Here is a 25,873-nt window from a genome sequence, read left to right as displayed (position 1 = left end):
ACATCAAACTATCTTCGCTAACTTGAATAATAAAAACTCATCATCTTGCTTTAGAAAACACTAATAACCACAAGTATAAAAATACCCATTAACTATCATTTTATGATGATAGTGTAATTTTGCATTATAATAATTTTATCGTAAAGCAAATATAATATCTATTAAAATCACATTAAAAACATACTAATATTTAGTTCTATAGCAATCACAGTAAGGAGATGTTCCTCGAGTACGAATAAGATGACATTATTTATTCCAATGCATCTCTTGGTGTTTCAAAAGCCGACTAGTTCATTTATAAACATAAAGATTTAGGAAGGATAACAATATAAAAAGAAGAGGAAAACTTATATTTCCCTCTCCTATTTCATCACCAAATTACTGCTGAACATATATGGAAACTGATCCTCCACTTACTTGGAATTGTCCCCAACCATCCTTATTAATTGTTACAGTATTTGTTTGATTACCCGTAATATCGTACCATACTTCCCCTGCGTTATTCTTTCCAACATCCATCCACTTTGCCCCTCCTGGTCCATCAGAGATTAATGTTGCTAAACCAGAATTAGCATGTACACTATCACCTTCTCTTGTCCAGCCAATCACATCTGGATGATCAAAATAATCACGTTGCGTACCATATGCAAAGTTTTTTCGTGCCGTCAAAATCGGATCAATTTTATCCTTTAACACTGGAATTTCATAGTTACTATTTCCTTTTGTACCATAGTAATCACCATAGAAAACAGAAGGATACCCCTCTGCACGCGTTAAAATAAATGCATATGCCAGCGGCTTGAACCAAGGGCTCACTACAGATTCCAATGACTGACCAGGCTGTGAATCATGATTTTCAACTAGAGTAACCGCAAGTGTAGGATGATTCGCAACTACCGTTCCTTTTAAAATATTTCTCATATCATAATTTCCATTTCCTGTTGAAGCATAATGAAAATTATAATGAAGTGGTGCATCGAACACAGATTGATTATAATTAACCTTCGCTAAATAATTATTTAAAGTCTGGATATCATTTTGCCAATATTCAGCTACTGTAAACATTTCTTTCCCTGTTTGCTGTCTAACGTGATTTACCCAATCGCGCAAGTATTCATGATCAATATGTTTAACAGCATCTAAACGAAAACCATCTAAATTTAATTCATTCGCATACCACGTTCCCCATTTTTTCATTTCATTCGCAACATCTGGATGATCAAAATCAAGATCTGCATACATCAAATAATCATAATTCCCATTCTCGCTAGACACTTCCCAGTCCCATGCTTTACCTATGCCCCTAAATTTATAAATTCGGTTTAATTTCCTTCCTTCATCCCAATCCGTTCCATCAAAATGATACCATTTCCATTTGAAATTAGAATAAGAATCTCCACGCCCTGGAAAGTTAAATCCCGTCCACGCACTAATTTCATAATCACCTGATACTTCAATATTCCGATTGCTCGGGTCTACCTCAACTGCTGTGACAGTTTCTGTATAATCAGCCCCACCTTTATGATTCATAACTACATCACCGTATACATTGATGTTTTTCTTATGTAAAGCGTCAATTGCAGACTTCAATTGTGCTTTCGTCCCATATTTCGTCCGCACTGTTCCCTTTTGATTGAATTCCCCCAAATCATATAAATCATATGCTCCATATCCTACGTCATTTTGCGTAGTTCCTTTATATGCAGGTGGTATCCAAACAGATGTAATTCCTTTTTGCGCTAAATTTTCAGCATCAGTACGCAAACGATTCCAATGATCTCCATCATTCGGAGCATACCATTCAAAATACTGCATTAACGTTCCATTGTTAACTGTATCTGCATATGCTTTACTCCCCTCATATATACTAGGTAAAAACATAACAACTGACAATCCGACTATTGTTATTCTTTTAAACATCTGTACACCATCCCCTTCCAAGAAAGCGTTTGCATATTTTATCAGAATTATTATAATATTCGTCCCACCGTTAGTAAAGTAGCAATCTCTCACTCTCTCATATTATTTTTAATCTAATTTCAAATATTCAACGTAGTTTTAATTTCACATCCTATTCAAGATTGTTTACAATTTACCTATAAAAGCATAACGGAGGGATTTCGATGACAGACTTTCAAAAACAATTTTTCGCACGATTACATATAGAAGAAAAAGACACAGTTTCATTTGAAGATTTATCTAACATTATGTACGCAATAGCACAAACTGTTCCTTTTGAAAACTTAAATATTCTCGAAAAGAATTTTAAAGAAATATCAAAAGAAAATTTGAAAGAGAAAATTTTAGTAAATAACCGTGGCGGTCTTTGTTATGAACTCAATCCTACTATGTATTACTTCCTGAAAGATTCTGGATTCGATGTTCATCTCGTTTCAGGAACAGTTTATAACGCTGCAAACTCCATATGGGCTGTTAATTCTGGCCATATCGCAATCGTTTTAACACATCATAATGAACTTTATTTAATTGAAGTAGGATTCGGATCATACTTACCTCTTGCCCCTGTCCCTTTCTCAGGTGAAGTCATTCACTCTGTTACAGGAGATTATCGTATTCGTAAAGAAATGACCGAAAAGGGAAACTACATTTTAGAGATGCGGAAAAACAATGAGTTCTTGGATCAATCTTCTGCTGATGATTGGACGTTAGGCTATGCATTTTATATAGAAGAAGTGGATGAAGAAAAAGCAAATACAGCACAAAAAATTATCGTTGAACATGAAGGATCACCCTTTAATAAAGTACCTCTTATTGTAAAACTAACTGAAGATGGGCATGCCTCTTTAACGAAAGATAGCCTTACAGTAGCGAAAAATGGTAAAAAAACGAAAGAAACCGTTACAAACATGCAATATACAAACCTTTTACATTCAAAATTCGGAATTACACTATAAGTAAGTAAGCCTTGTTATTTTAGCAGGGCTTTTCAATTTTCAGCAGGGATTTTTTGCAATTTGTTGTATTTCATAGTTATATAGAAATATAACTACATGTTTAGAAAGGAAATGATTATGACAGAACTTAAAGATCGATTACAAGTAGCTGATATAGAAAAATGGGATTTAACAGACATTTACCATACAATTGAAGATTGGGAAAGTGATTTTCATAAAATTGAAGTATTAACGAAGGAATTACACGAGTTTAATGGAAATATTCACGACGGCAATAGTTTATTAGCTTATTTAACGAAGAGTGAAGAAATTTCTAGCATAATATCTTTAATGTTCGCTTATGCACGATTACAATCTGACCTTGATACACGCGATACTGACGCGCAATCTCTTGTCGATAAAGTATCACAATTACACGTGAAAGTAAGTGCAGCGAAATCTTTCTTTTCCCCCTTCTTACTTAGCATAGACGAAAACACATTACATTCTTACATAGAAGAAACAGAAGGCTTACAATATTATAAAGAAGACTTATTTGAATTATACCGTTATAAAAAACACGTATTAAATAAGGACCAAGAAGAAATTTTATCACAAATGGGTGAAGCTCTTTCTTCTCCACAGCACACATTTGGTATGTTAAATAATGCAGATATATTATTTGGTGAAGTGACGACTGACGATGGAGAAAAAGTGAACTTAACACGCGGAATGTATGCAAAGTTAATAGAAGATACGAATCGTGAAAAGCGTAAAGAAGCTTATAAAGCATATTACAAACCATATGTTCAGTTAAAGAATTCCATCGCATCTACTTTATCCGCTGCTATTAAAAATAATGTTACTGTTTCGAAATTAAGAAACTATCCATCAGCGCTAGAGAAATCATTATTTGGCGATATGGTTCCGAAAGAAGTATATGAAAACCTAATTGATACAACGAAAAAAAACATTCAAACATTACATACATACAATGAAATTCGAAAAGAAAAATTAAACGTAGATGAACTAAGACAATACGACTTAGGCGTCGATTTAGTAGAAGGTGCAAAACAAGACATCCCATATAGTGAAGCATTTGACATTATGATTGCATCACTAGCTCCTTTAGGAGAAGAATATATTGAGACATTAAAAAGTTTTAAAGATAAAAGATATATAGACGTAAGAGAAACACCAGGGAAACGTTCTGGTGCTTATAACTTTGGTGTATACGGCGTTCATCCTTTCATTCTTTTAAATCATCACGATGATTTAAACAGCCTGTTCACTCTTACTCATGAATGTGGTCACGGTATGCATACGCACTATTCACATGGATACCAACCAAGAATTTCTGCACATTATTCTATCTTTGTCGCAGAAGTCGCTTCTACAGTAAATGAAGTGTTATTAATTCACTATTTATTAAAAGAAGCAAAAGATACGAACGTGCGTAACCATTTAGTTAACCATTTTATTGAGAAATTTAAAGGTACTTTCTTTACACAAATTATGTTTGCAGAATTTGAAAAAATCACACATGAAATGGCTGAACAAGGTAAACCATTACATGCACAAGTCTTCAGTGAAATTTATGAAAAGCTATTTAAAGAATATAACGGTGATTCACTTGTATTTGATGAAGAAGTAAAATACGGATGGGCTAGAATCCCTCATTTCTATCGCCCGTTTTACGTATACAAATATGCAACTGGATTCGCATCTGCCATTCAAATCGCTGATAAACTATTAAGCGGTGATCCGAATGCTCAGAAAAATTATATTGAATTCCTTAAAGGCGGAAGTTCAGACTACCCATTAAACTTATTGAAAAAAGCTGGCGTCGATTTAACAACGCCAGAACCGATTGAAAGTGCATTGAAACAATTCACTCAACTTGTTGAGGAGTTTTCAACATTATAAAAAGCATGCAGAGTATATGCTCTGCATGCTTTTTATTTGAATTACTCTATTCTATATGCTGCTGCGTCACACAATGAATCATACCACCGTATGCATACAATTCGTTAACATATATACCAACAATTCTTCTCCCTGGAAATTGACCTTCAATGATTTGAAGCCCTAATTTATCATGTTCATCACCGTATATAGGTACCAATACAACTTCATTACCAATGTAAAAATTTAAGTACGATCCTTTACAATCTGCTTCTTTTACCACTTTTCTTGTTACTGGTACTGGAATGAGCTGAAATGGCTTTCCATCTATATTTTTCGCTTGCCGTAATTCTTGATAATGCTTTTCATACGCCTCCAAAAGGTATGGCTCTCCTTCATCGAAAGGATCATATTCATACAGTATCGTATTTTCATTTACAAACCGTGCCGCGCCATCAATATGATAATCCGTATCTTCATCATAATTATCTTCTCCGCGTATACCAGTTATCCATATAAAATTTGTTACTCCTAAATATTTCGTTAACTCCATTTCAATTTCTTTCTGACTTAGTGTGGGATTTCGATTTTCATTTATAATAGACGTTTTCGCCGCCATTAAGGTCCCGTTTCCGTTTATCTCAATTCCCCCACCCTCTAGACAGACACTAGATTCAACTTTTGGAATACGATACATTTCACTTATTTTATTCGGAATATTAGCGTCTTTTTCGTACGGATATTTATTTCCCCAACCATTAAATATCCAGTGCGTTAGGCAGCGATTCCCTTCCTTATCCGTTACAAAGATTGGTCCGTTATCTCGTATCCAAATATCATCAGTTTCTTGAATTAAGAAATCAATTTTATCCATATTTACATTAGCTTCAATTAACTTCGATTGGACATGTATTTTCTCTTCTTCATCACATACAACAATATGGACATTTTCTCCATAGTGAAGCTCCTTTGCCATCGATATCCAAATATCATCTAACTTAGCTCTGTAGCCTTCACCTCTATGTGCTTTATCATGTGGCCATTGGAGCCATGTACCTTCATGTTTCTCCCATTCCGCAGGCATATAAAACAAACTATTCTCTATATTTCTCATACGTGTTCACCCCTTATATGAATGTACGTACAGTCTATACTTTGACATCGTGTTAAGGTCAACAGGAATATCTTCATTTACTTGTAGCAACTTTATAAGGTGATTCTTTACTTCTCCTTTTTATTATGATAAATTGCTTTCATACATAGAATAAGGATTGACATAATGTTAATGTCAATCCTTATTCTCATTCTATTTTCGTAACTAAAAAACAAATTTGTGTCACATACTCTTCTGCTAAACAATCACATTCAGGTCCCTTTATATAAACCTCATATGGCGAATTAATTATTACATACCCATTTCTTTCAATCCATTCTTCTAACGCTATATAAGCGTAACCTATATAGTCGTAACTTCCATAATGCATAGTAGTAACGATATGATGTGGACTTAGTTGTTTCATTTCATACTCTTGTGCTACGTCTTCATCATTCCCCTGCATAACCGGAATTCTTAACTCAATATCACTGTTACTTGGAATATATTCTTCATCATAAAAGACTGCAGATGGAGAACCAGCTATTTGAAAGTTATTTTTTTGTACCTCTTCATATAAGTCATAAAAATAATCATCCATATCATCTATATCTATTTTTACTCTTTGAGTAATTAACATTACTTCGTTCCTCATTCCCATTAATATATCGTAACTTCTATGGCGAGCAATATTTAGACTACTATTCACCATTACCATTTCATTCATTTCTGAAATAACCTGTAAGTTTTGCTTCACTTCCTGAGACAACTCGATAATTTGTGATTGTATATGCTGAACAAACGAATCTTGATCCGATGACTGCAAAACAATTCTAATTTTTGGAAGAGGAAATTTATACTCCCTTAGCTTTTTTATTTTCAATGCTACTTCCAGCTGCTCTTGTTCATAATACCTATACCCATTAACCGGATTCACATATGCCGGTTTTAATATCTCCTCTTTGTCATAATGTCTTAACATCCGCGTACTCATTTTACAAATCCGAGAAAACTCAGCGATGGTATACATATCAATACTCCTTGAATATATTTTCTTTTCATTACTTATTTATTAAAACCAATCAAAAATCTTCTCATTTTCGAAGGTAACAAATGACTTGGACAATACCACGTTAAACAATTCATCGCGCCTCCCATTGTTGATATTTCTCCTACATGAATTTGAATAACTTGTTTCTCCGTATACTGTTGAATATATCGTAAAACTTCCTCATCTTTAGCTAGCCCAAACTTAGGAACATAAAGAGCATCACATGATTCTAACATATTTATATACAACCCTTTTGCCGATGCTATCTCTTGATCATATTGTCCTTTCTCTGTATATGATGAAGGAACAACTATAAATTCAGCTTCTGGCATTTGTTCTTTAATAATCTCTTGAACACTATATCTAAATTCATGATCTCCTAAAAAATCACTAATAAACATTGTATGTTCATCAATAAATTTAACCATTCCGTCTGCGTGTGCTAGTACATCCCCTTCCTCAGCAGGAATAATAATAACTCGGCTCACATCTAAATCCCATTCTAACTGCTCAATAATTTCCTCTTCTATCCAATCATCGTTATCATCAAATATGCGTTCTGTTAATATTACAGTATCTTTTTTATTCCAAATAAGATTACCACCATCTAATATTAATGGGGATTTTACATATTCAAAGTCATTCTTTTTCAACCATTTATTAAATTGTTGATCTAAATATCGCCCTTGATCATTTGGCAAATAATTTGGTCGATATTTAAATTTAACTAGATGATTTGTGACAACCGGTGCAACATCTCTTAGCCAAATATCATCATACTCAAAACAGCTCGTATGAAAGTCTTGTTCTTCAACAGATAAAGATATAAGTTGATCCGCAATTGATTTCTTTTCATTTAAACATTCATTAAAGTAAATCAAGTCTTCATAAAATGGTTGATAATATTCATTTGATTCGTCTGGTATTGCAGTAAAAATAATGCCATTATGTTTTTGTTCCATATTATTCATCTCGCTTTTTAATAGTAGTTACATAACTGATTTTACAAAGCCAACTATTCCTAAATTTATGTCTTTTTTCGTTACAACTCATGCAACATGTACATTTTATGAATGGATTATAGCATGGAGAAATATTATATATTTATATAAAAAATATAAGGCTGACGTTAAGCCTTATATTGACTCTTGACAAGTTTTTTTAATACCATATTTTAAAACAACAATAAATGATTAAATGATAACTCGATTCATTACCATCCAATTTCAGTTCTTGTATAAACTGAATGACTTCTTTCATAAGAAACACACTTAGAATAACCCCTAAGCAAATTAAAGCTACATTTAAAATGTACTGTAAAACGATAGGGAAATACGAAAACACTATTTTAAAATTCTTTAACACAAACATTTTTCTCCTTTACCATATAAAACGAAAAGCGAATATACACTATAATTAATTTATCATTATATTAAAATTTTATTATTATAAATAATAAGGAACGACAAAATAGGTAATAAGATTCCACCTATTTTGTCTATATAGCAGAACAACGAAATTACAATCAATTACTTCAATGCAATGGGTTGTTGTTGTGTCACACAATGAATCATACCGCCGTTTTTATACAACTCTCTCACATCAATACCGACTACTTTATGACCTGGGTATAACTTCTGAATCGTATCGTTTGCGATTTTATCATTCGGATCATTATAATTAGGCACTAATACAACTGTATTTCCGATATAATAATTGATATATGACCCCTTATAATCGAGAGTTTTTCCATTTTCTAAAGCAACCTTTTCTTTACTAAGCGGCAAGTATTCATACTTATATTTCTGTCCTGAAGCATTTTTTGCATCTAACAATGTATCCATATCTTTATTAGATAAACCCCATTCGGCTAGGTCATCTTCTTTCATCGTTACAATGGTAGATTTATTATGGAATTTAGCAAATCCATCAATATGAAAGTCCGTAATATCTAAATTAGGTACTCCGTCTAACCAAATAAAGTTTGATACCCCAAGATCACTTATATATTTTTCAATTTCTTTTTCTGATAAATCAGGATTTCTATTTTTATTCGTCACCGCACTTCGAGTTAATAACGCAGTCCCATTGCTGTCTAATTCAATTGCGCCGCCTTCAAGGACAAATTTTCCCCAATCAATTCTTTCAATTCCTAATTGTTTACTAACATTCTTACGTATTTGAGCATCATTTTTATACGGTGTTTTCTTCCCCCAACCATTAAATGCTGGATCTAATATTTTGAGATTTTTATTGCTGTCATAAACAAAAATTGATCCACTGTCCCTTGCCCATACATCATCAGTAGGCGCGATAAAGAAATCAATCTTCTCCATATTTAACCCTTCATCTGTTAAAAGGTTATTGATTCTTTCTTTTTCTTCCTGGTCATATGCAACAATGTGGACTTTCTCACCCTCAGTTAAAGCACTTGCCATCTTAACCCAAATAGGTTCAACTTCCTTCTTATACTCTTCACCATATGTGTATTCATGTGGCCATTGTAGCCATGTACCTTCATGTTTATCTTTTTCATCTGGCATCGTATATTTCCCAGCATTTTTCTGTACCTCTACTTTTTCCCCTTCTTTCCCTTTAACATTTTCATTGTTACCCTCAAAAGAGCATCCACTAATAATCGTTGTAGATAATGTAGCTATTAAACAAAACTTTATTGCTTTTTTCATTTTTTCAACCTCCTGTTCTTGTCTCCAATAATGTAAAGCTTCACATAGTGTGAAGCTCAAGCTTTTTTATCAATGTAAAAATTACCAATTGTTCTTTGCATTCCTTAACATTTAACTACCTATTTAGATTTATTCAAATGCCAATCACCTTTCTTACCTATTTATCCCGCTATTTATGGGCAGTAAGACCCCCACCTCAAAATTCAGCGGAAGCAAAGAATTTAAGTGGGGCCCTGTTGCCCGTAAAAGCCCGATTGATGAGGGCTTCTACTCAGTGGTGGATGAACAAAGCCTCTCCACTGAGTAAAGTTTCACTTTATTCAGTAAGTAAAACTTTACAAAATAAAAAAATCGGTATTGATAATTCCATATCAATACCGATTTTTTATAATTATTTTCCTTCTATTAAATCATTCGCCATTTTCCTAAATTCTTGATTAAATGCATCATTCATACCATTTTGGACGTTAGAAAATAATATGACAAACGTTCGTTTATCCCAGTTAAAATTATTAAAAGTGTTCCAGCCAGCTAATACACCGTGGTTATGATAATAATCTGGGTAAATATAGAAACTAAATCCATATTTTCTTGCAGGTGATGCAGAAAACATATCTGATACACTTTGTTTAGAAAGTAGTTTACCATCCATAATAGCTTCATCTAACTTTTTCATATCTTCAACAGTCGTATACATTTCACCACAACCATACAGCCAGTTCATTTTTAAGCGAGGTGTGGCTATTAACTTATTATTTTTTTTCGTATACCCTTCTGCTAAGAAAATATCTTCTGGGAGTGTTGCGCCCATTCCAGATTCATGCATTTCAACAGGATTCAAAATATTTTCTTTCACATATTCAGCAAGTGGTTTATTTGATATTTTTTCTACAATATATGCAAGCACCATATAATTATAATCTGTATATTTCCATCCTGTCCCTGCTGGAAATTGTAACGTTTGTGCCCCAATCCACGTTACTAATTTTAACCGTGATGCTGCGTCAACACTACCTTGTCCCTGTTCTGGTAATCCAGACGTATGTGTTAACAAGTTTCGTAACGTAATATTTTTATCTGCTGGAAACGATGGGATATATTTATTTACATTGTCTTCAATGTTCAACTTCCCTTTTTCTTTTAGTTGCATAATAGATATTGCAACAACTGTTTTCGTAATAGAGCCAATGCGATATTTCGTTCTTGGCGTTGTTAGTACTTGATCTTTCACATTCGCATAACCGTAGCCTTTTCGTAAAATGACATGACCTTTACTTGCTACAAGAACACTCCCATTAAATCCTTTATCTTTTAAGTACTGATCTAGTTTTCCAGCTGCAATTTCATAACGCTTTTTCTCATTCGCATCAATTTCCTGCTTAACATCTTTTTGCTTACTATTTACATTAGAAAATGCCTTTGCATCATATTTTTTTCCTTTATTTGCATGTATTAGTGTAACAACACTTCCACAAAAAACAGCAAAAATAAAGAAAATGATTAACCATTTCTTTAACATACTAGGAGCCCTCTTTTATCTAGTTTCACTTAACGTACATCCATTCTATTTTATATCTTTTAATTATCAAGTATATTATAATATTATTTAATATTCACTCTGTTAAAACTAGATTCCTTTTTCTCACTTTCAATTTTGACTACTCTCTATTGTATTTCTTTCTTGCAAAATTTCCAACATACAATCGGATGCATTACAATATAATTTCAAATTCTTTTGTAACATTTGTTACATACTAAAAAGAATGGAGATGTATTATGAAAAACACCGATAAACGCAATCGTTTAGATGATAAGATGTTTCATTATCGGATAACAAAAAATAACATGTTATTAATTGAATATTACGGAAAACAGATTATAGCATTAAAAGGAAATGATGCTGAAAAATTTTTAAATAAAATAAATCATGCAAATAACGATAAAGAAAAACAGCTAATTATGGCTAAAATTACAGGTAATTTCAAAAGAGGTAATGAACGAAATTGAAAACGAATCTCATTTACATTTTGATTATACAACAAATAAAAAAAGAAATGTCGCTCATTCAACATTTCTTTAGACTTTCTTCATAAAAAATTTACATTGCTAACATTCCTTCATTTTCTATACTTCCTATATAAGCTAACCGCTGAAATAGTTAGTAATACAACTATGCATAACCACGCATACGTATATCCCTTCTTATCTACAATATAACCAAATAAAGCAGGCGCAGCAATAATAGCAATTTGATTTAATGTAAGTGCAAAACTCACTGTCATCCCTACCGATTCTTCACTTGCTGATTCCGCAACTTCAGTTATAAAAAGACTAAACCATCCAATTGAAAAGAACCCTAACAATGCACTTACACCATACAATACATTCGTTATTGTATGTATGCTCATTACTAATATTAGAATGAAGAAAATAGAAATACAAACAGTTATAAATAAGAGGGTACGCCGATTTCCCTTATAAAACAAATCACTAGTAGCTGCTAATATAACCCTACCAACCATTCCAGAAAAGAACATAACGGAAAATACTTTTCCAGCTAAAATTGGCGTGATTGATTGTTCCAATACTAAAAATTTTATAAAGTGTGCAACTAACACCATTTGCAATGAAATCATACAAATGCCAGTTATATAAATTGCATACAATTCTTTTTTACACATCACTTCTTTTAACTGCATCCAAAAAGAAAGTTTACTACGTTCTTGTTTAACTTTCTCTTGAATATATGGTTCCTTATAAAATATAAAAAATAAAAACCCTCCAATTATACAAATACATGCAATGCTATTTACCGCATAGGCCATATTATATTTTATTGTAAGAAACGGGATCAATACTCCCGCTAATGTACCACCAATCGGTATACCGGCTTGTCTAATCCCCATCGCTAACCCGCGATTTTCTTTTGAGAACCACTTCATTATCACCTTACTTCCTCCTGGCTGCGAAACACTATAAAACGTTCCTACTAATAAAAGTACAAAGAGTAACCCATTAAATCCATTGACCATATTAGTCAGTAAAAACGAACTTCCTAGTAAAAATGAACTTATCGAAATTAACAACTTTTCATTGTATTGATCAAGTAGCCGCCCGACAAAAAGCATACAAAATAGCGGTCCTATATTTACAACACTTACTAACAATCCAATCTCCGTATTCGTAAGTGCATATTCTTCTTTCCAAAATAAAGCAAACGCTCCAACACCATACGTTATAAGTGTCGCTGTTGTTTGAGCAACCGTCGCAAAAATTAACATAACCCACTTATAAGTACTATTCACCCTTTCTTCCATTAACACAATAATCCCTCCATCCCCTTCCATTGTATGAAAGTTCTGATATCATATAAAATAAAGATTTATCATGTAATCCATCAAAAAAAATGATACCTTTTCTGGAGGGATGATACTTGGATATAAAAGATTTAACTGTATTTTACGAAGTTGCGAAAGAAAAAAACATATCTCATGCAGCTAAAAATTTAAACTATGTACAGTCTGGCGTAACAATGCGTATGAAACAACTAGAAAACGAATTAGGTGTGCCTTTATTTTATCGAAACGGAAAAGGTGTAACTTTAACTTCTAACGGTGAGATTTTATTAACATACGCCAAACAAATTATCCACTTAATGGATCAATCTGTTAAAGCAGTTCAAAGTAATGGGATCGAACCAAGAGGCACTTTAAAAATTGGATGTACAGAATCTACAACAGCTGTAAGACTTCCATCTATATTAATGGCCTATTATGAGAAATACCCAAAAGTCGAATTAATTTTAGAATCAAATACGACGGAACAATTAATTAGGCTTGTACTAGAACGAAAACTGGACGGAGCGTTTATAGCTGGCTCTACTCAGCATGCTGAACTTCATACAAATATATTTCGTGAAGAAGAATTAGTTCTCATTAGCAAAAAGCCTTTATCTTCCTTTAAAGACATAGGAGACATGAATTTACTTGCATTTAGTCACGGGTGCTATTATAGAAATTTATTAGAAGGTTGGCTTCAAGAAGAAGGAATTTCACCTAAGCGAGTATTTGAGTTTGGAACAATTGAAGCGATACTCGCATGTGTAAAATCAGGTATGGGCATAGCAATTATGATGAAGCCTATTTTAAATGGTCATCAACATGACGTATCATTCAACCCATTACCAAATAGCTTCAAAAAAGTTCCTACTACTTTTATTACTAGAAAAGATATATATCACTCTGCTGCATTACAAAAATTTATGGAGATGACTCACAATGCGTGAAAAGAAAATACGTGGTATGAAACGAAAAACAAACACTATGATAAAGCGAATTGAGGACCATACAAAAACGTTCCCTTCTACTTTCTATAACGATGAATATTGGAATATGCTATTGCCAGTTTCGCAAGCTTTTATTGACTCTCGTAAAACACCTAGAAAAGTAAAACGGTTATGTATTCAAACCTTATTAAATCAAGCAAATCATTTAATAAATATGAAACCGAGCGATACACATACATATCGAGTTGTTGTTTTGATTTCTATAAATAATTTGTGGGATTCGCAAATCATTATATTTAAAAATGAGGACTACTTTCATAATTTCTTTAATAGAGATAGTGAATTTCAAAAATGGATTCTTCTTTCAAATGAAATTGATTTTTGGGAGACATAGGAAATTTCAGTTTGTCATTCCTTCAAAACGCTTCACTTTCAAGAAATTATTTATGATGCAGATGAATGCTATGAAAAAGAGATTACGTTTATCGGGGAGTTAAATTAAAAAGGGTATACCTAAAACACTGGTATACCCTTTTCCACTTATTTTTCCTTTAATACACTATGTAATCGATCCGGATAATTTGTAAACATTCCTGTAGCACCCCATTTGATTAACAGTCTCATATCGGGTTTCTCATTAATTGTATAAGGGTGAATTAACAGTCCATTTTTCCTAGCCATTTTCATATAGGACTCATCAATAATTAGTTCCCCGTTATCATTACGTAAGTTTGGTCCAATACCAGCTGCATACTTTTTAATTTCTTGAAAATCATCATTTGTTACACTTTTCGGTTCATGTGTAATGCCAGACCATTCAACAATTTCATTGTTTTCATTTGGATAATACCAAAGCAATTGAACTAACGGAATATTTTCATTCATACTATGAATCTTTTTCAAACTATCTTTACTAAATGATTGAATCATAACACGGCTAGAAGACATGTTTTGGCCTACTAAATTATATTTTTGTAACAGCGCCAACAATTTCTCTTCCATTCCTGGATACACATCTGGTGATTTTGTTTCAATATAATACTTCATACTTCTTCCATACTTTTGGAAGATTTCTTCAAGAGTTGGAACCTTTTGCCCAACATACTCTTGCTTAGCCTTTTCTGGATACGCTTTATTAAACCATGATCCAGCATCTAAACTCTTTATTTCGCTTAACGTTTTATCGCGTACTTCGCCTGTTCCATTTGTAGTGCGATCAACTGCTGTATCATGCATTGCAATTAATTGGCCATCCTTTGTTAATTGAATATCTAACTCTAAATAATCCGCTTTCATTTTTTTAACTAAATCATAAGAAGCAAAAGTATGCTCAGGTGCATGTCCACTTGCTCCGCGATGTGCAATATTTAAAAGCTTATTCGTATTCCATTCATGCTTCCCTTCTGCTTTCGCATGAACAGCTCCCCCAACAAAGATACTTCCCGTCATAAAGAAAATAACTAAAATGCTAATAATCTTTCTCATCCTTCTAATCCTTCCTACGTTGCAAATTTCAACAAGCTAATGAGATTTACACGAAATAGAAGACACACTTTCATTATTTTTATAAACCTATATTAAAATTCCAATCTTACAAATGTTTTCTATATTATTAATATAGAAAACTGGTATTATCCTATTTAATTTCTATAGCCCTCCTTTTCACATGTAACTCTCTATTTTGTACGGTTCATTCAATAAAAAAAGCCATAAATTATTTAGAATACACTCCTGTGTCCCTAAATAAATTTATGGCTTTTCTCAAATATCTCCGGCCTCTATTAACTTGTCGAATTTAATCATATCAAACCTATTGAAATTTGTGAATATTTTTTTCAGTACAGTGAAGCACATAAAACAATATTTCTGTAGTTACTCAAAAATCACATAATAAATTTCTCATTACCTCTTCCAATACTATATCTGGATTTACTACCGTTTTTTCCGAACGCCATCCGATAAAGCCATCTGGTCTAATTAATACAGCACCTCCATTCTCTATACCATATAATTTGCTAAAAATATCTTCTGGAGCAACAAAGTCCCCACTTAAGCCAATACGATACCCTTTTAGATGTATTCCTAATTTAGCTGAAACAGCATGTGCTGCCTCAGCCCAAGAACTATTTTCTACTCCTGTAAGTAATACAAAACTGTTACCGAATAAGTCTAATGTAGAAACTTTCTTCTCTTCATACGTTCCCCATAAATGTGGCGCTCGCGTTCCAGGTCTTCCGTTCAACTCTATGCTATCCATTCTATGTGGAGTGACTGAATCATCTATAATCGCCTCTGAACAATACTGATATCCAACTGTAACAGCTAAACCATCCATATTATTCAAACTGCCTTCCTCTCTATTCGCAGCACGAAACAGTAAACTACTTGCATAAGCTGTCGTTAATTTTGCAACAGAGTGTCTCTCCTCATGATATGTTTCTAACAATTTTGGTTTTGCCTTCCCTTTTATAACAGCCGCTAATTTCCAAGCTAAGTTATGCGCATCTTGTATTCCTGTATTTGAACCAAATCCTCCTGTTGGCGGCATAATATGTGCTGAATCTCCAACTAAAAAGGTTCGATTCCCTTGAAATTTCACCGCTGTACTTTCGGCCGCTTCCCACGGTAAAACACTTAATATTTTTGATTCAACATTTGTACTTCCAATTGCTATTTGAATAATTTGTTTACAACGTTCTATAGTGAAGTCCTCTAGCCCCTCTCCTTTTAATGGATCGTAGGCTACATGATAAATCCATTTTTTTACGTTATCAACCGGGATAAGTGCACCAAGAACCTCCGGATGAAGTACCATCGAAAAACCGAATGCGTCTCCTTGTATAAACTCTCTTAAATCTGCTTCAAAATAAATATTCATATAATAGCCACCAATGGTTCCACGACCCTCAGTTTTAATCCCTAACTGCTCACGTATTTTACTTTTCGCTCCATCCGCTGCAATTACATAGTCACAATGTATGACACTTTCTTTTTCTGTTTCACGATTTCGAATCGTTGCTTTTACCCCGTTTTCATTTTGTTCAAATGAAACTAATTCATGATAAAAAGATAGTTGCTCGCCTAATGTTTTCGCTTCTTGTAACATCATCTCTTCTAAAATAATTTGATAACACGCAGTTTGTTTTGATGGACTAATCTTTTCTATTTTTTGAAGTAACTCTTCATCGTTTCCGTATTGCGTCGCTCTCATTTGTTCCAATTCTTCTTTATTCGCCTCAGCTATTGTATGAACCGCTATTCTTCCTCTGCAGTTCTCTAATGCTTTACCTGCCAATTTAATTCTTTGTTCCAAGCCTAATTCTCGAAATAACTCCATTGTACGTAAAGTAAGACCGCCTGCTTTCGGATGAATGGCAGTAGACGGATGCCTTTCAATAAGTAAGTACTCAATGTTATGTTTTGCAAGAAATAACGCAGACGCTAACCCAGATAATCCCCCTCCAACAATTAAAACTGGTACATAATTCGATTTCATATATTTACCCTCCACATCATTGTTCTGAGCTCAGTGACATAAATATAATCCAAAAAAACATTAAAATATAGACTTATATTTCATTTTGAATTATCATATAGATAGATTACGCCCCAAAATTCCTTTTACCTTTTCATACATCTATAATCCACCTGAATTGTGTCTGTATGAAAGTGTAAAACAAAAGAATGTACTTTACGTTGAACCATGTTCTATCGTAAAAATCAAAAATAATACAAACATTATAAGCGGTCGTAACCTTATGGATTATACAAGGTTACGACCGCTTATTTTATTGTTACATCATTTTTTGTTTTTAAAACTTCATCTATTGTGTTATGTAATCCTTCCAATCCCTTTTCTATCTCCCTATAATTTTCAACAATAAAAAATTCATTCGTCTCGATTTTCTTTCCCAATATTGCAGCTTATACAACAATCATGTAGCATTACCGTATCGAAGTAATGGTTCATCATCTTAAACCTTTCGACTAATTACCTGGAGGCAAAGTGATTGAAATGAATAAACAAGAACAATTAAATATTATAAAAAAAGATTTTATTGATTCTCAAAAAGTATTATTGGCAATTGGTGATGAAACACGTCAAGCTATTTTATTAGTGCTAATGGAAACGGAATGTCAAACAGGCTTACGTGTAGGAGAAATCACGAAGCAAACACACCTTTCCCGTCCAGCCGTATCACATCACCTTAAGATTTTACGAGAAGCTGGCATTATTTTAATGAGAAAAGAAGGTACAAAGAATTTTTATTATATTGATATACGTACAAAATTAGGTTTATTAAAAAATCTTGTATTAGATATTGAGAAGCTATTGCAAAACTTTTATTAAAACTTGGAGGTATAAGAAATGAAAGCAATGATAATTGATAGATATGGAAAAGTCCTAATGTGTATGGCAGAGGTACCTACTCCTGAAATTAATGGGTATGAAGTGCTCGCAGAAATTCATGCAGCTAGTATTAACCCAATTGATTTTAAAATACGTGATGGAAAAGTAAAGATGTTACTGAAATATGAAATGCCTCTAATCCTTGGTAATGACTTTTCCGGTGTCATCGTGAAGGTTGGATCGCAAGTAACTCGTTTTAAAGTCGGCGATGCAATATATGCACGTCCAAGAAAAAATAAGATCGGTACTTTCGCGGAATATATAGCCATTCATGAGGATGATATAGCTTTAAAACCAAAAAATTTAAGTTTTGAGGAAGCGGCGTCGATTCCACTCGTTGGCTTAACATCCTATCAAGCACTACATGATATTATGCATTTACAAAAAGGACAAAAAATATTAATTCACGCTGGGTCCGGTGGTGTTGGTACTTTCGCAATTCAGTTAGCAAAAATAATGGGTGCTACTGTTACAACGACTGCTAGTGAAGCTGGTACAAATTTAGTAACGTCTCTTGGCGCAGATCAAATTATTAATTACAAAACAGAAAAATTTGAAGAAATACTCAAAAATTATGATGCAGTATTTGATACAATCGGCGGAACAACACTTGAAAAATCATTCAATATTATAAAAAGCGGAGGAAACATTGTTTCAGTTTCAGGTATGCCGAATGCTCGCTTCGGTAAAGAATTTGGTTCAGGCTTCTTTAAAACTCTCTTATTTTCATTAGCCAGCAAAAAACTTACTGCACTTGAAAAAAAGCATAATGCTCAATATTCATTTTTATTTATGAAGCCAAGCGGGGATCAATTACGTACTATTGCAAACTATATTGAAGCCGGAAAAATCAAACCGGTAATCGATCGAGTTTTCCCTTTTGAAGATGCTCAAAAAGCAATGGAATATTCAGAGTCTGGAAGAGCAAAAGGAAAAATAATTGTAAAAATTAAATAATAATAAAAACCTCCATTTTCTTAAAATGGAGGTTTTAAATTTGCTGTTAAATAGACATAGTGCAATGAAGTCCTTACAATAGATTGCAAGGGGAAATATTATATTATACTTTTAGTTAACTTTACAAAGAATACATACGTACAAATACATAACTTAAAATACAAAAAGGAGGAGATACAATGACTAAAAATAATGAAACAGGTTGGAATTTAGATAATAGTTATACGACTTTACCACAATCATTTTATACAGAAATCCCCCCTACTCCCGTAAGTTCACCGGAGTTAGTTAAACTAAACCATTCATTAGCGATATCTCTTGGCTTGACCCCTGAAGAACTGAAAAAGGAAGCTGAAATTGCTATTTTCGCTGGTAATGCACTCCCAGAAGGAGCTCATCCATTAGCTCAAGCATATGCTGGCCATCAATTCGGACATTTTAATATGTTAGGCGACGGTCGTGCTCTTTTAATTGGCGAACAAATTACTCCTTCAGGTAAGCGTTTCGATATTCAACTGAAAGGTTCTGGCCCTACTCCCTATTCACGCCGAGGAGATGGTCGTGCTGCACTCGGTCCGATGCTACGTGAATATATCATTAGTGAGGCAATGTATGCACTTGAAATTCCGACTACTCGCAGTTTAGCAGTTGTCACAACTGGTGAAGCAACATATCGTGAAACAAAGTTACCTGGAGCAATTTTAACTAGAGTAGCTAGTAGCCATATACGCGTCGGTACATTTCAATATGCTGCGGCTCGTGGTTCAATAGAGGACCTGAAATCACTAGCTGACTATACGATAAAAAGGCATTACCCAGAAATTGAAGCTCATGAAAACCGATATACTGCATTACTACAAGAAGTCATTAAAAAACAAGCCAGTCTTATCGCAAAATGGCAACTTGTTGGATTTATCCACGGTGTAATGAACACTGACAATATAACGATTAGTGGCGAAACAATTGATTACGGTCCTTGTGCATTTATGGACAATTACAATCAAGGAACCGTATTTAGCTCTATTGACACACAAGGTCGTTATGCATATGGAAATCAACCATATATGGCCGCATGGGACCTCGCTCGATTAGCAGAATCTTTAATACCAATTCTGCACGAAGATGAAGAAGAAGCATTAAAAATCGCCCAAGACGAAATTTCGAAATTTAGCGTACAGTATGAAAACCATTGGTTCCTTGGAATGAAAAAGAAATTAGGACTATTTAGTACCGAAGAACAAGATCAACCACTTATTGAGCAACTTTTAAAAATGATGGAGAAATATAAAGCGGATTATACAAATACATTCCGTTCATTAACTCTTGATGCTATCGAAAATACAGCTCTATTTGAAAGTCCTGAATTTAAAGAATGGTACAAACTGTGGCAATCTCGATTAGAAAAACAAGAAGAATCGAAAGAAAACGCCTACGAGATGATGAAAAATAATAACCCATCAATCATCCCGAGGAACCACCGTGTAGAAGAAGCACTAGAAGCAGCTGTTACAAATGACGACTATAGCGTAATGGAGAAACTTCTTGAAGCTTTATCAAATCCTTATGCGTATTCTACAGATCAAGAAGAATACTGCATTCCGCCTGCACCGACGAATCGCCCTTATCGTACTTTTTGTGGGACTTGATTGTTTAATATGTAAAAAGGTGCGTTCATATAAATTGTGTGAACGCACCCTTTTTATATCCCCCCACTCAACTAAAACTTTAAAATGCACATCCCCCGATGCCATTTCTTTAATCCAAAACAAATTCTACACTATTCCAATAGACTTACTCGTAAGCTTGTTAAACAAATATTGAGAAATATAAAACATCATTTCTAAATATTTTTATTTTTGATACTATATTTTATAAGAATATTCAAAAAGTGAGGGGATTTCATGAACGTTCAACTACAAGGTAATGAACAGATTACAAAATTATTTAATGACTGGTATAGAGCTATCTTACAGCATCAAACTACCCATGCAACAAAAATAAAAAAAGATATTGAAAATATCATCTCTAATTCAGAAGAAGATACAAACCTACAATTGTATTATTCACTTTTTAATTTCAGATACAAAATTTTAACAGATGGTTTAAATATTAATAAAGATGATTTTAATAAAATTGATTCTTTCCCACTTCCAGAGAATGGGCTATTTTCTTATTATTATCATTTTTTCAAGGCTATTCACAATACAATTATTGGAAACTACAATGCAGCAAAACACCTTTTCGAGAACGCTAAAAAGCTGCTAATACACGTATCTGACGAACTAGAGAATGCTGAATTTAACTACCGCTTAGCTTCCTATTATTATCAAACATATCAACCACTAGTAGCAATCCAATCTGCAAATGAAGCTAAAGCGATTTTTTCAAAACATATAAACTGTGAAATTAATGTTGCTTTGTGTGATAACATCTTTGGTTTATCTTGTATTGATTTAAAACAGTTTGAACAAGCTGAAATTAGACTTGATTCAGCATTAAATATTCTACAGAAGTATTCAGAGGAGACTTTATCATTAAGAGTACGACATAATTTAGCTTGGCTATATGCAAGTCAAAACCTTTCAGAGTTAGCAATGCGTCATATTTCAGAGGTTACAACTAAGCAACCAAATCACTTTAAAGCACTTTTTGTTGAAGCACGTGAATACTACAAGCTTGGAGAATATACTCAGGCTAAAGAACTTATAAAAAAAGGATTAAACATTTCAAATAAACTAGAAAACAAAGAGTTTCAATATCGTTTCATGATTTTAAGAGAACTAAATAATAAAACTTCTATAAATGATTTAGAAATGATAATTTTGGAAGGAATTTCTTACTTTAAAACAGAAAACCTTTGGGAATGTATACAAGAGTACACTGATGTTCTAGCAAATATGTTTTATGAAAAAGAAGACCATATAAAAGCTAGTCAATACTTTTACATGGCCAATCAAGCAAGAAAAAAACATGAAGAAAAGGGAGCTTTGATATAATGAAAAAGATTAAATTGAGCATCATTGGCTTAGCTGTTATTAGCATCACAACTCTTGGATTAAGCTTCACCTCAGAAACACCAAAAACACAGTTAGGATATGTAGCATTAAACATTGGGGACACCCCTGCACCACAAAGACCTAACCTTGTTCAATCCGTTGACGTAAGTAAAGACTACAACTCAACAACAACTGAAAAAGCACTTTAAAAAACGGAAGACCTTCAATTAAGAAGGTCTTTTTAAATACGCTTATTTAGAATATTTCCCTTTCATGTAGACTTTATTTTCTCATTAACTCCGCAATCCTCTTACTCTCCTCACTACCAACTTTCTCAAGTTTCTCCACAACTAAATTCTGTCTCTCTACAGAATGATTTTGACTTAACTTCGCTTTTCCTTCTATTTTATTTATCTTTATTTTGAATCCAACTATTCCCTTACTTAATCCTCCCATATAATTCGGATCTACATCATTAAGTGAGTAGGTGCTCTCTGGATCTTCATATTTATTTACTAAATCTTGAAGAGAATCTACTAATGTCTTCTCATCTTCAACAATTTCTAATTCACCATATACATGCACTGCAACGTAATTCCATGTTGGTACTGCATTGTTTGTTTCATACCATGACGGAGAGATGTAACTATGTGGTCCTTGAAATATAGCTAGTACTTGCTGAGTCCCAATATCTTTCCACTGTTCATTCGGCCGTGCGAAGTGACCATGTAAAGTAAGGGTCTCCCTATTTAATAACAACGGCAAGTGCGTTGCATATGGTTCTCCGTTATGTTGAGAAAATAATGTCGCAAAGCTATTTTGTTCCATTATTTCGTACTTCATCTCTTCATCTTGTATTGCGAAATATTTTGGTATGTACATAAGCTCCCTCTTTTCCGCTCTTTTCTATTTTGTTTCCTATTATATTTAGTAACCGCATCAATCAACAGGACCAGTTTGTATTTGTTTTATAATGGCAGCTTTCTATTTCAAAACAATAGGCAGCATGTATTCCATGCTGCTTTAGTTTATTTTTTCTAATATATTTGTAATAAATACGGTCTTACCCTCAATATAACTAGATCGATTTTTCGACTCTCTTGCTAACTCTTCCTTCAAGTTTCCATACTCATTAGCTACTTCAGTATGTTCACGAAGGTAATCTCGAAACACTATATGCCTTCTCAACTCTTCACTATTTTTATCACACACATATAAATGATGTTCCATCCAAACTGTATTTCTCTCGTTCCATGGAACGAACGTATCCTTTCTTCCAAACGCCTCTCTTCCTTTAAAGCTCCATTCTAACTGATGATAGTACCCTATCTTCTCAAGTTTTTTTACTACCTCATGAAAAATTTCGTACTCTTCTATTACAATATCAATATCTAGTATTGGTTTTGATGCAAGCCCTTTAACAGATGTACTCCCAACATGTTCAATAGATACAATGCTGTCTTCCATTACATTGTTAATAAGAGTGTATATTTTATTAAATTCACTTTCCCATTTGACAATTATATTCTTCGATAGCAATTCTCTGCTTCAACGTACCCCTCTTCTCAAAACAAATTATAACCGTTGAATATGAGTATCCTTAAAATCCGTCTCATATTTCAATCCATATCCAAACATTCGATCCATTCCAATATGTGCTGTCCATATTAAGCCAATCATTATAACGATATCCATCTTAAAATAGACACCTATTAGAACAATTAATATGGATATGATATATGTGTGACATACATTATATATTTTCGCACCAACGTGATTATTAATCCCATATGCTAACATTGATAGATCCGGCGCTAAAAGGAATACAAAAAATATAATCCAACTAAACTCATATATCGAATACATATAAATCGTGGCTAAAAATACAACCATTCCTTCAAAATGTACAATACGTTTTTGCATTATTTATCATTCCTATTTTTCTATATTTATTGATACATTTTCATCGCTGAAAGTATTCTTTTTATTTTTTGACCAGATGGTTGCTAATATTGGCCCTGCAATGTTATGCCATACTGCCGCTAATACACTTGGGAGTGCAGCAACCGGTCCAAAATGCAAAATACTTTCCAGCTATATTACTTATCGCTTCTAGTACTTTCATCCACTCAGCCCCTATCTTTTAATTGAAACACCTTTTTCGGATTCAAAATATTTTGCGGATCAAGAACTTTCTTTATTTTCTCCATTACAAATAATGCCGCCCCATGTTCTTCTTCTTGATACTTTCGTTTCCCGATTCCAACGCCATGTTCTCCTGTACACGTTCCTCCTCGTTTAAGAGCATACTGAACGATACTTTCATTTATTTCGTCTGCCTTCTTCACTTCCTCCTTATCATTTGTGTCAATCATTAAGAGTACATGGAAATTCCCATCCCCAACATGACCGAGAATACCGCCAATAAGCCCTACTTTATGTAATACCTCTTTCGCATGTTGAATCGCTCCAGCTAATTCCGAAATTGGTACACATACGTCTGTACTCATTAGCTTTTTACCAGGATAACTATGCACGTAAGAGTACGCTAAGTTATGTCTTGCATCCCACAGCTTATTTCTCGCTGCTGTTTCCGTCTCAAACGCAATTTCTATACATTTATGATCAAGAACGATTTCTTTCGTAAATTCAATATCTTGCTTTAACCCTGCTTCATTGCCGTGAAACTCTAAAAACAGTGTCGGTTCTTCTCTGTAACTTGTTTCATTGTAATCATTTACTTGTTTCATAGATAATTCATCAACGAGTTCAATTCTCGCGATTGGAATACCTGCTTGTAATATGTTAATTACAGCTTCTACTGCATCATTTATAGTTGGAAACGATGCCCTCGCAGCCATAACATGTTCTGGTATACCGTATACTTTTAAAGTTAACTCCGTGAAACATCCAAGTGTTCCTTCTGAGCCTACGAAAATACCATTTAAATGATAACCTGATGATGACTTCGCTGCTAAATTCCCGATATGTATTACTCCTCCATCAGCAAGAACGACTTCTAAATCTCGAACTTGATCACGCATTACCCCATACTTTACCGCTGTCGTTCCGCTCGCATTTGTAGCAGCCATTCCTCCTAACGTTGCATCAGCTCCTGGGTCTACACTAAAAAATAATCCATACTTTTTCAATTCTTTATTAAGCTGAGAGCGCGTCACCCCTGGCTGTACTCTCACAAGAAAATCCTTTTCTCTTATTTCAAGTATTTTGTTCATAAGAGAAAAGTCCATTGTAATTCCTTTTTCGTAAGGAATTACATGTCCCTCTAAACTGGACCCTACTCCAAATGGAACGACAGCTGTTCCGTGCTGAATCGCTATTTTCATTATCGCGCTAACTTCTTCGGTCGTTTTTGGAAAAACAACTACATCAGGTAAACTACTACTATGGTAAGATTCATCTTTACTATGTAACTCTCGTACTGTCATATTTATTACTACTCGATCTTCAGGAAGTATGCCTTTTAATTCATTTACTACATGTTCAATTGTTATTTCCATAATCAACTCTCCTTTTTAATTTTAAAACAAGTATACCATCTTTATACAAAATAATTAGAAAAATAAGATTATT

At 33.5% G+C, this 25,873-nt stretch carries 22 protein-coding genes and 3 pseudogenes; 10 read left to right on the top strand and 15 right to left on the bottom strand.

The features are described 5' to 3' along the window. Positions 1-378: 378 nt before the first annotated feature. Positions 379-1,920: an alpha-amylase gene (amyS, locus tag ACTFR8_RS15325; RefSeq protein WP_252209650.1), complete on the bottom strand. Its 1,542-nt coding sequence runs from the start codon at positions 1,918-1,920 to the stop codon at positions 379-381. A 203-nt stretch (positions 1,921-2,123) separates the two neighbouring features. Here amyS and ACTFR8_RS15320 point away from each other — a divergent pair, with 203 nt between their 5' ends. Together ACTFR8_RS15320 and pepF are read left to right on the top strand one after the other, a co-directional pair. Continuing rightward, on the top strand, positions 2,124-2,915 hold the full coding sequence (locus ACTFR8_RS15320) for an arylamine N-acetyltransferase family protein (RefSeq protein WP_000129186.1): 792 nt from the start codon (positions 2,124-2,126) through the stop codon (positions 2,913-2,915). Positions 2,916-3,032: 117 nt separating this feature from the next. Beyond that, entirely contained in the window at positions 3,033-4,820 is a 1,788-nt protein-coding gene (gene pepF / locus ACTFR8_RS15315; protein ID WP_100618770.1) for an oligoendopeptidase F, read from the top strand. Positions 4,821-4,866: 46 nt separating this feature from the next. On the opposite strand, the gene ACTFR8_RS15310 is transcribed toward pepF, so the two are convergent. The 6 genes from ACTFR8_RS15310 to ACTFR8_RS15285 all read right to left on the bottom strand — a co-directional run bounded on the left by ACTFR8_RS15310 (position 4,867) and on the right by ACTFR8_RS15285 (position 11,149). Beyond that, entirely contained in the window at positions 4,867-5,913 is a 1,047-nt protein-coding gene (locus ACTFR8_RS15310; RefSeq protein WP_001244183.1) for an agmatine deiminase family protein, read from the bottom strand. A 187-nt stretch (positions 5,914-6,100) separates the two neighbouring features. Next, positions 6,101-6,922, bottom strand: coding sequence for a MerR family transcriptional regulator (locus ACTFR8_RS15305; protein ID WP_100618768.1), 822 nt, complete (start codon positions 6,920-6,922; stop codon positions 6,101-6,103). A gap of 35 nt (positions 6,923-6,957) precedes the next feature. Further along, entirely contained in the window at positions 6,958-7,905 is a 948-nt protein-coding gene (locus tag ACTFR8_RS15300; RefSeq protein WP_252209651.1) for an agmatine deiminase family protein, read from the bottom strand. Between the two features lie 199 nt (positions 7,906-8,104). Next, entirely contained in the window at positions 8,105-8,308 is a 204-nt protein-coding gene (locus tag ACTFR8_RS15295) for a hypothetical protein (RefSeq protein WP_000916568.1), read from the bottom strand. 164 nt (positions 8,309-8,472) lie between these two features. After that, the gene (locus ACTFR8_RS15290; protein WP_100618767.1) at positions 8,473-9,630 is read right to left on the bottom strand and encodes an agmatine deiminase family protein; all 1,158 of its coding nucleotides are present in this window, start codon (positions 9,628-9,630) and stop codon (positions 8,473-8,475) included. A gap of 391 nt (positions 9,631-10,021) precedes the next feature. Next, complete coding sequence (locus ACTFR8_RS15285) at positions 10,022-11,149, bottom strand: serine hydrolase domain-containing protein (RefSeq protein WP_100618766.1); 1,128 nt, start codon at positions 11,147-11,149, stop codon at positions 10,022-10,024. Between the two features lie 257 nt (positions 11,150-11,406). Here ACTFR8_RS15285 and ACTFR8_RS15280 point away from each other — a divergent pair, with 257 nt between their 5' ends. Next, positions 11,407-11,637, top strand: coding sequence for a hypothetical protein (locus ACTFR8_RS15280; protein ID WP_100618765.1), 231 nt, complete (start codon positions 11,407-11,409; stop codon positions 11,635-11,637). Positions 11,638-11,747: 110 nt separating this feature from the next. On the opposite strand, the gene ACTFR8_RS15275 is transcribed toward ACTFR8_RS15280, so the two are convergent. Continuing rightward, entirely contained in the window at positions 11,748-12,977 is a 1,230-nt protein-coding gene (locus ACTFR8_RS15275; protein ID WP_002000388.1) for an MFS transporter, read from the bottom strand. 86 nt (positions 12,978-13,063) lie between these two features. Between ACTFR8_RS15275 and ACTFR8_RS15270 the strand changes: the two genes are divergently transcribed. Together ACTFR8_RS15270 and ACTFR8_RS15265 are read left to right on the top strand one after the other, a co-directional pair. Continuing rightward, positions 13,064-13,915: a LysR family transcriptional regulator gene (locus ACTFR8_RS15270; protein ID WP_252209652.1), complete on the top strand. Its 852-nt coding sequence runs from the start codon at positions 13,064-13,066 to the stop codon at positions 13,913-13,915. After that, positions 13,908-14,417: pseudogene (locus tag ACTFR8_RS15265) on the top strand (DUF3916 domain-containing protein). The gene ACTFR8_RS15270 and the pseudogene ACTFR8_RS15265 overlap by 8 nt, the downstream one beginning before the upstream one ends. A gap of 38 nt (positions 14,418-14,455) precedes the next feature. On the opposite strand, the gene ACTFR8_RS15260 reads toward ACTFR8_RS15265, so the two are convergent. Both ACTFR8_RS15260 and ACTFR8_RS15255 read right to left on the bottom strand, forming a co-directional pair. Next, positions 14,456-15,400, bottom strand: a complete 945-nt coding sequence (locus tag ACTFR8_RS15260; RefSeq protein WP_001226315.1) for a glycerophosphodiester phosphodiesterase — start codon at positions 15,398-15,400, stop codon at positions 14,456-14,458. Between the two features lie 391 nt (positions 15,401-15,791). Further along, positions 15,792-17,411, bottom strand: a complete 1,620-nt coding sequence (locus tag ACTFR8_RS15255; RefSeq protein ID WP_098379312.1) for an FAD-dependent oxidoreductase — start codon at positions 17,409-17,411, stop codon at positions 15,792-15,794. Between the two features lie 510 nt (positions 17,412-17,921). On the opposite strand from ACTFR8_RS15255, the gene ACTFR8_RS15250 reads away from it, so the two are divergent. From ACTFR8_RS15250 to ACTFR8_RS15230, 5 genes are all read left to right on the top strand, one after another. Then, positions 17,922-18,266: an ArsR/SmtB family transcription factor gene (locus tag ACTFR8_RS15250; protein ID WP_000571870.1), complete on the top strand. Its 345-nt coding sequence runs from the start codon at positions 17,922-17,924 to the stop codon at positions 18,264-18,266. A gap of 18 nt (positions 18,267-18,284) precedes the next feature. Continuing rightward, positions 18,285-19,283: an NADP-dependent oxidoreductase gene (locus ACTFR8_RS15245; protein WP_098536501.1), complete on the top strand. Its 999-nt coding sequence runs from the start codon at positions 18,285-18,287 to the stop codon at positions 19,281-19,283. Between the two features lie 179 nt (positions 19,284-19,462). After that, positions 19,463-20,929, top strand: coding sequence for a protein adenylyltransferase SelO (locus ACTFR8_RS15240; RefSeq protein WP_252209653.1), 1,467 nt, complete (start codon positions 19,463-19,465; stop codon positions 20,927-20,929). Between the two features lie 255 nt (positions 20,930-21,184). Next, positions 21,185-22,279, top strand: coding sequence for a hypothetical protein (locus tag ACTFR8_RS15235; RefSeq protein WP_001102728.1), 1,095 nt, complete (start codon positions 21,185-21,187; stop codon positions 22,277-22,279). After that, positions 22,279-22,488: a hypothetical protein gene (locus ACTFR8_RS15230; protein WP_000721432.1), complete on the top strand. Its 210-nt coding sequence runs from the start codon at positions 22,279-22,281 to the stop codon at positions 22,486-22,488. The genes ACTFR8_RS15235 and ACTFR8_RS15230 overlap by 1 nt, the downstream gene beginning before the upstream one ends. A 73-nt stretch (positions 22,489-22,561) precedes the next feature. On the opposite strand, the gene ACTFR8_RS15225 is transcribed toward ACTFR8_RS15230, so the two are convergent. The 5 genes and pseudogenes from ACTFR8_RS15225 to ACTFR8_RS15205 form a co-directional block, all read right to left on the bottom strand. Then, entirely contained in the window at positions 22,562-23,161 is a 600-nt protein-coding gene (locus tag ACTFR8_RS15225) for an FMN-binding negative transcriptional regulator (RefSeq protein WP_000275795.1), read from the bottom strand. A gap of 141 nt (positions 23,162-23,302) precedes the next feature. Continuing rightward, positions 23,303-23,831, bottom strand: a pseudogene (locus ACTFR8_RS15220) (GrpB family protein). Between the two features lie 23 nt (positions 23,832-23,854). After that, positions 23,855-24,202, bottom strand: a complete 348-nt coding sequence (locus tag ACTFR8_RS15215) for a DUF4260 domain-containing protein (protein ID WP_001172065.1) — start codon at positions 24,200-24,202, stop codon at positions 23,855-23,857. A gap of 12 nt (positions 24,203-24,214) precedes the next feature. Then, a pseudogene (locus ACTFR8_RS15210) lies at positions 24,215-24,358 on the bottom strand (bile acid:sodium symporter family protein); the annotation flags it as partial. 50 nt (positions 24,359-24,408) lie between these two features. Then, on the bottom strand, positions 24,409-25,800 hold the full coding sequence (locus ACTFR8_RS15205; protein ID WP_252209654.1) for an FAD-binding oxidoreductase: 1,392 nt from the start codon (positions 25,798-25,800) through the stop codon (positions 24,409-24,411). Positions 25,801-25,873 lie beyond the last annotated feature (73 nt).

This window comes from Bacillus cereus group sp. MYBK15-3, assembly GCF_051916765.1.
Lineage (GTDB): Bacteria > Bacillota > Bacilli > Bacillales > Bacillaceae_G > Bacillus_A > Bacillus_A cereus.
Note: the sequence above shows the minus strand (reverse complement) of the source record. Positions and strands in the feature narration are given on the sequence as shown.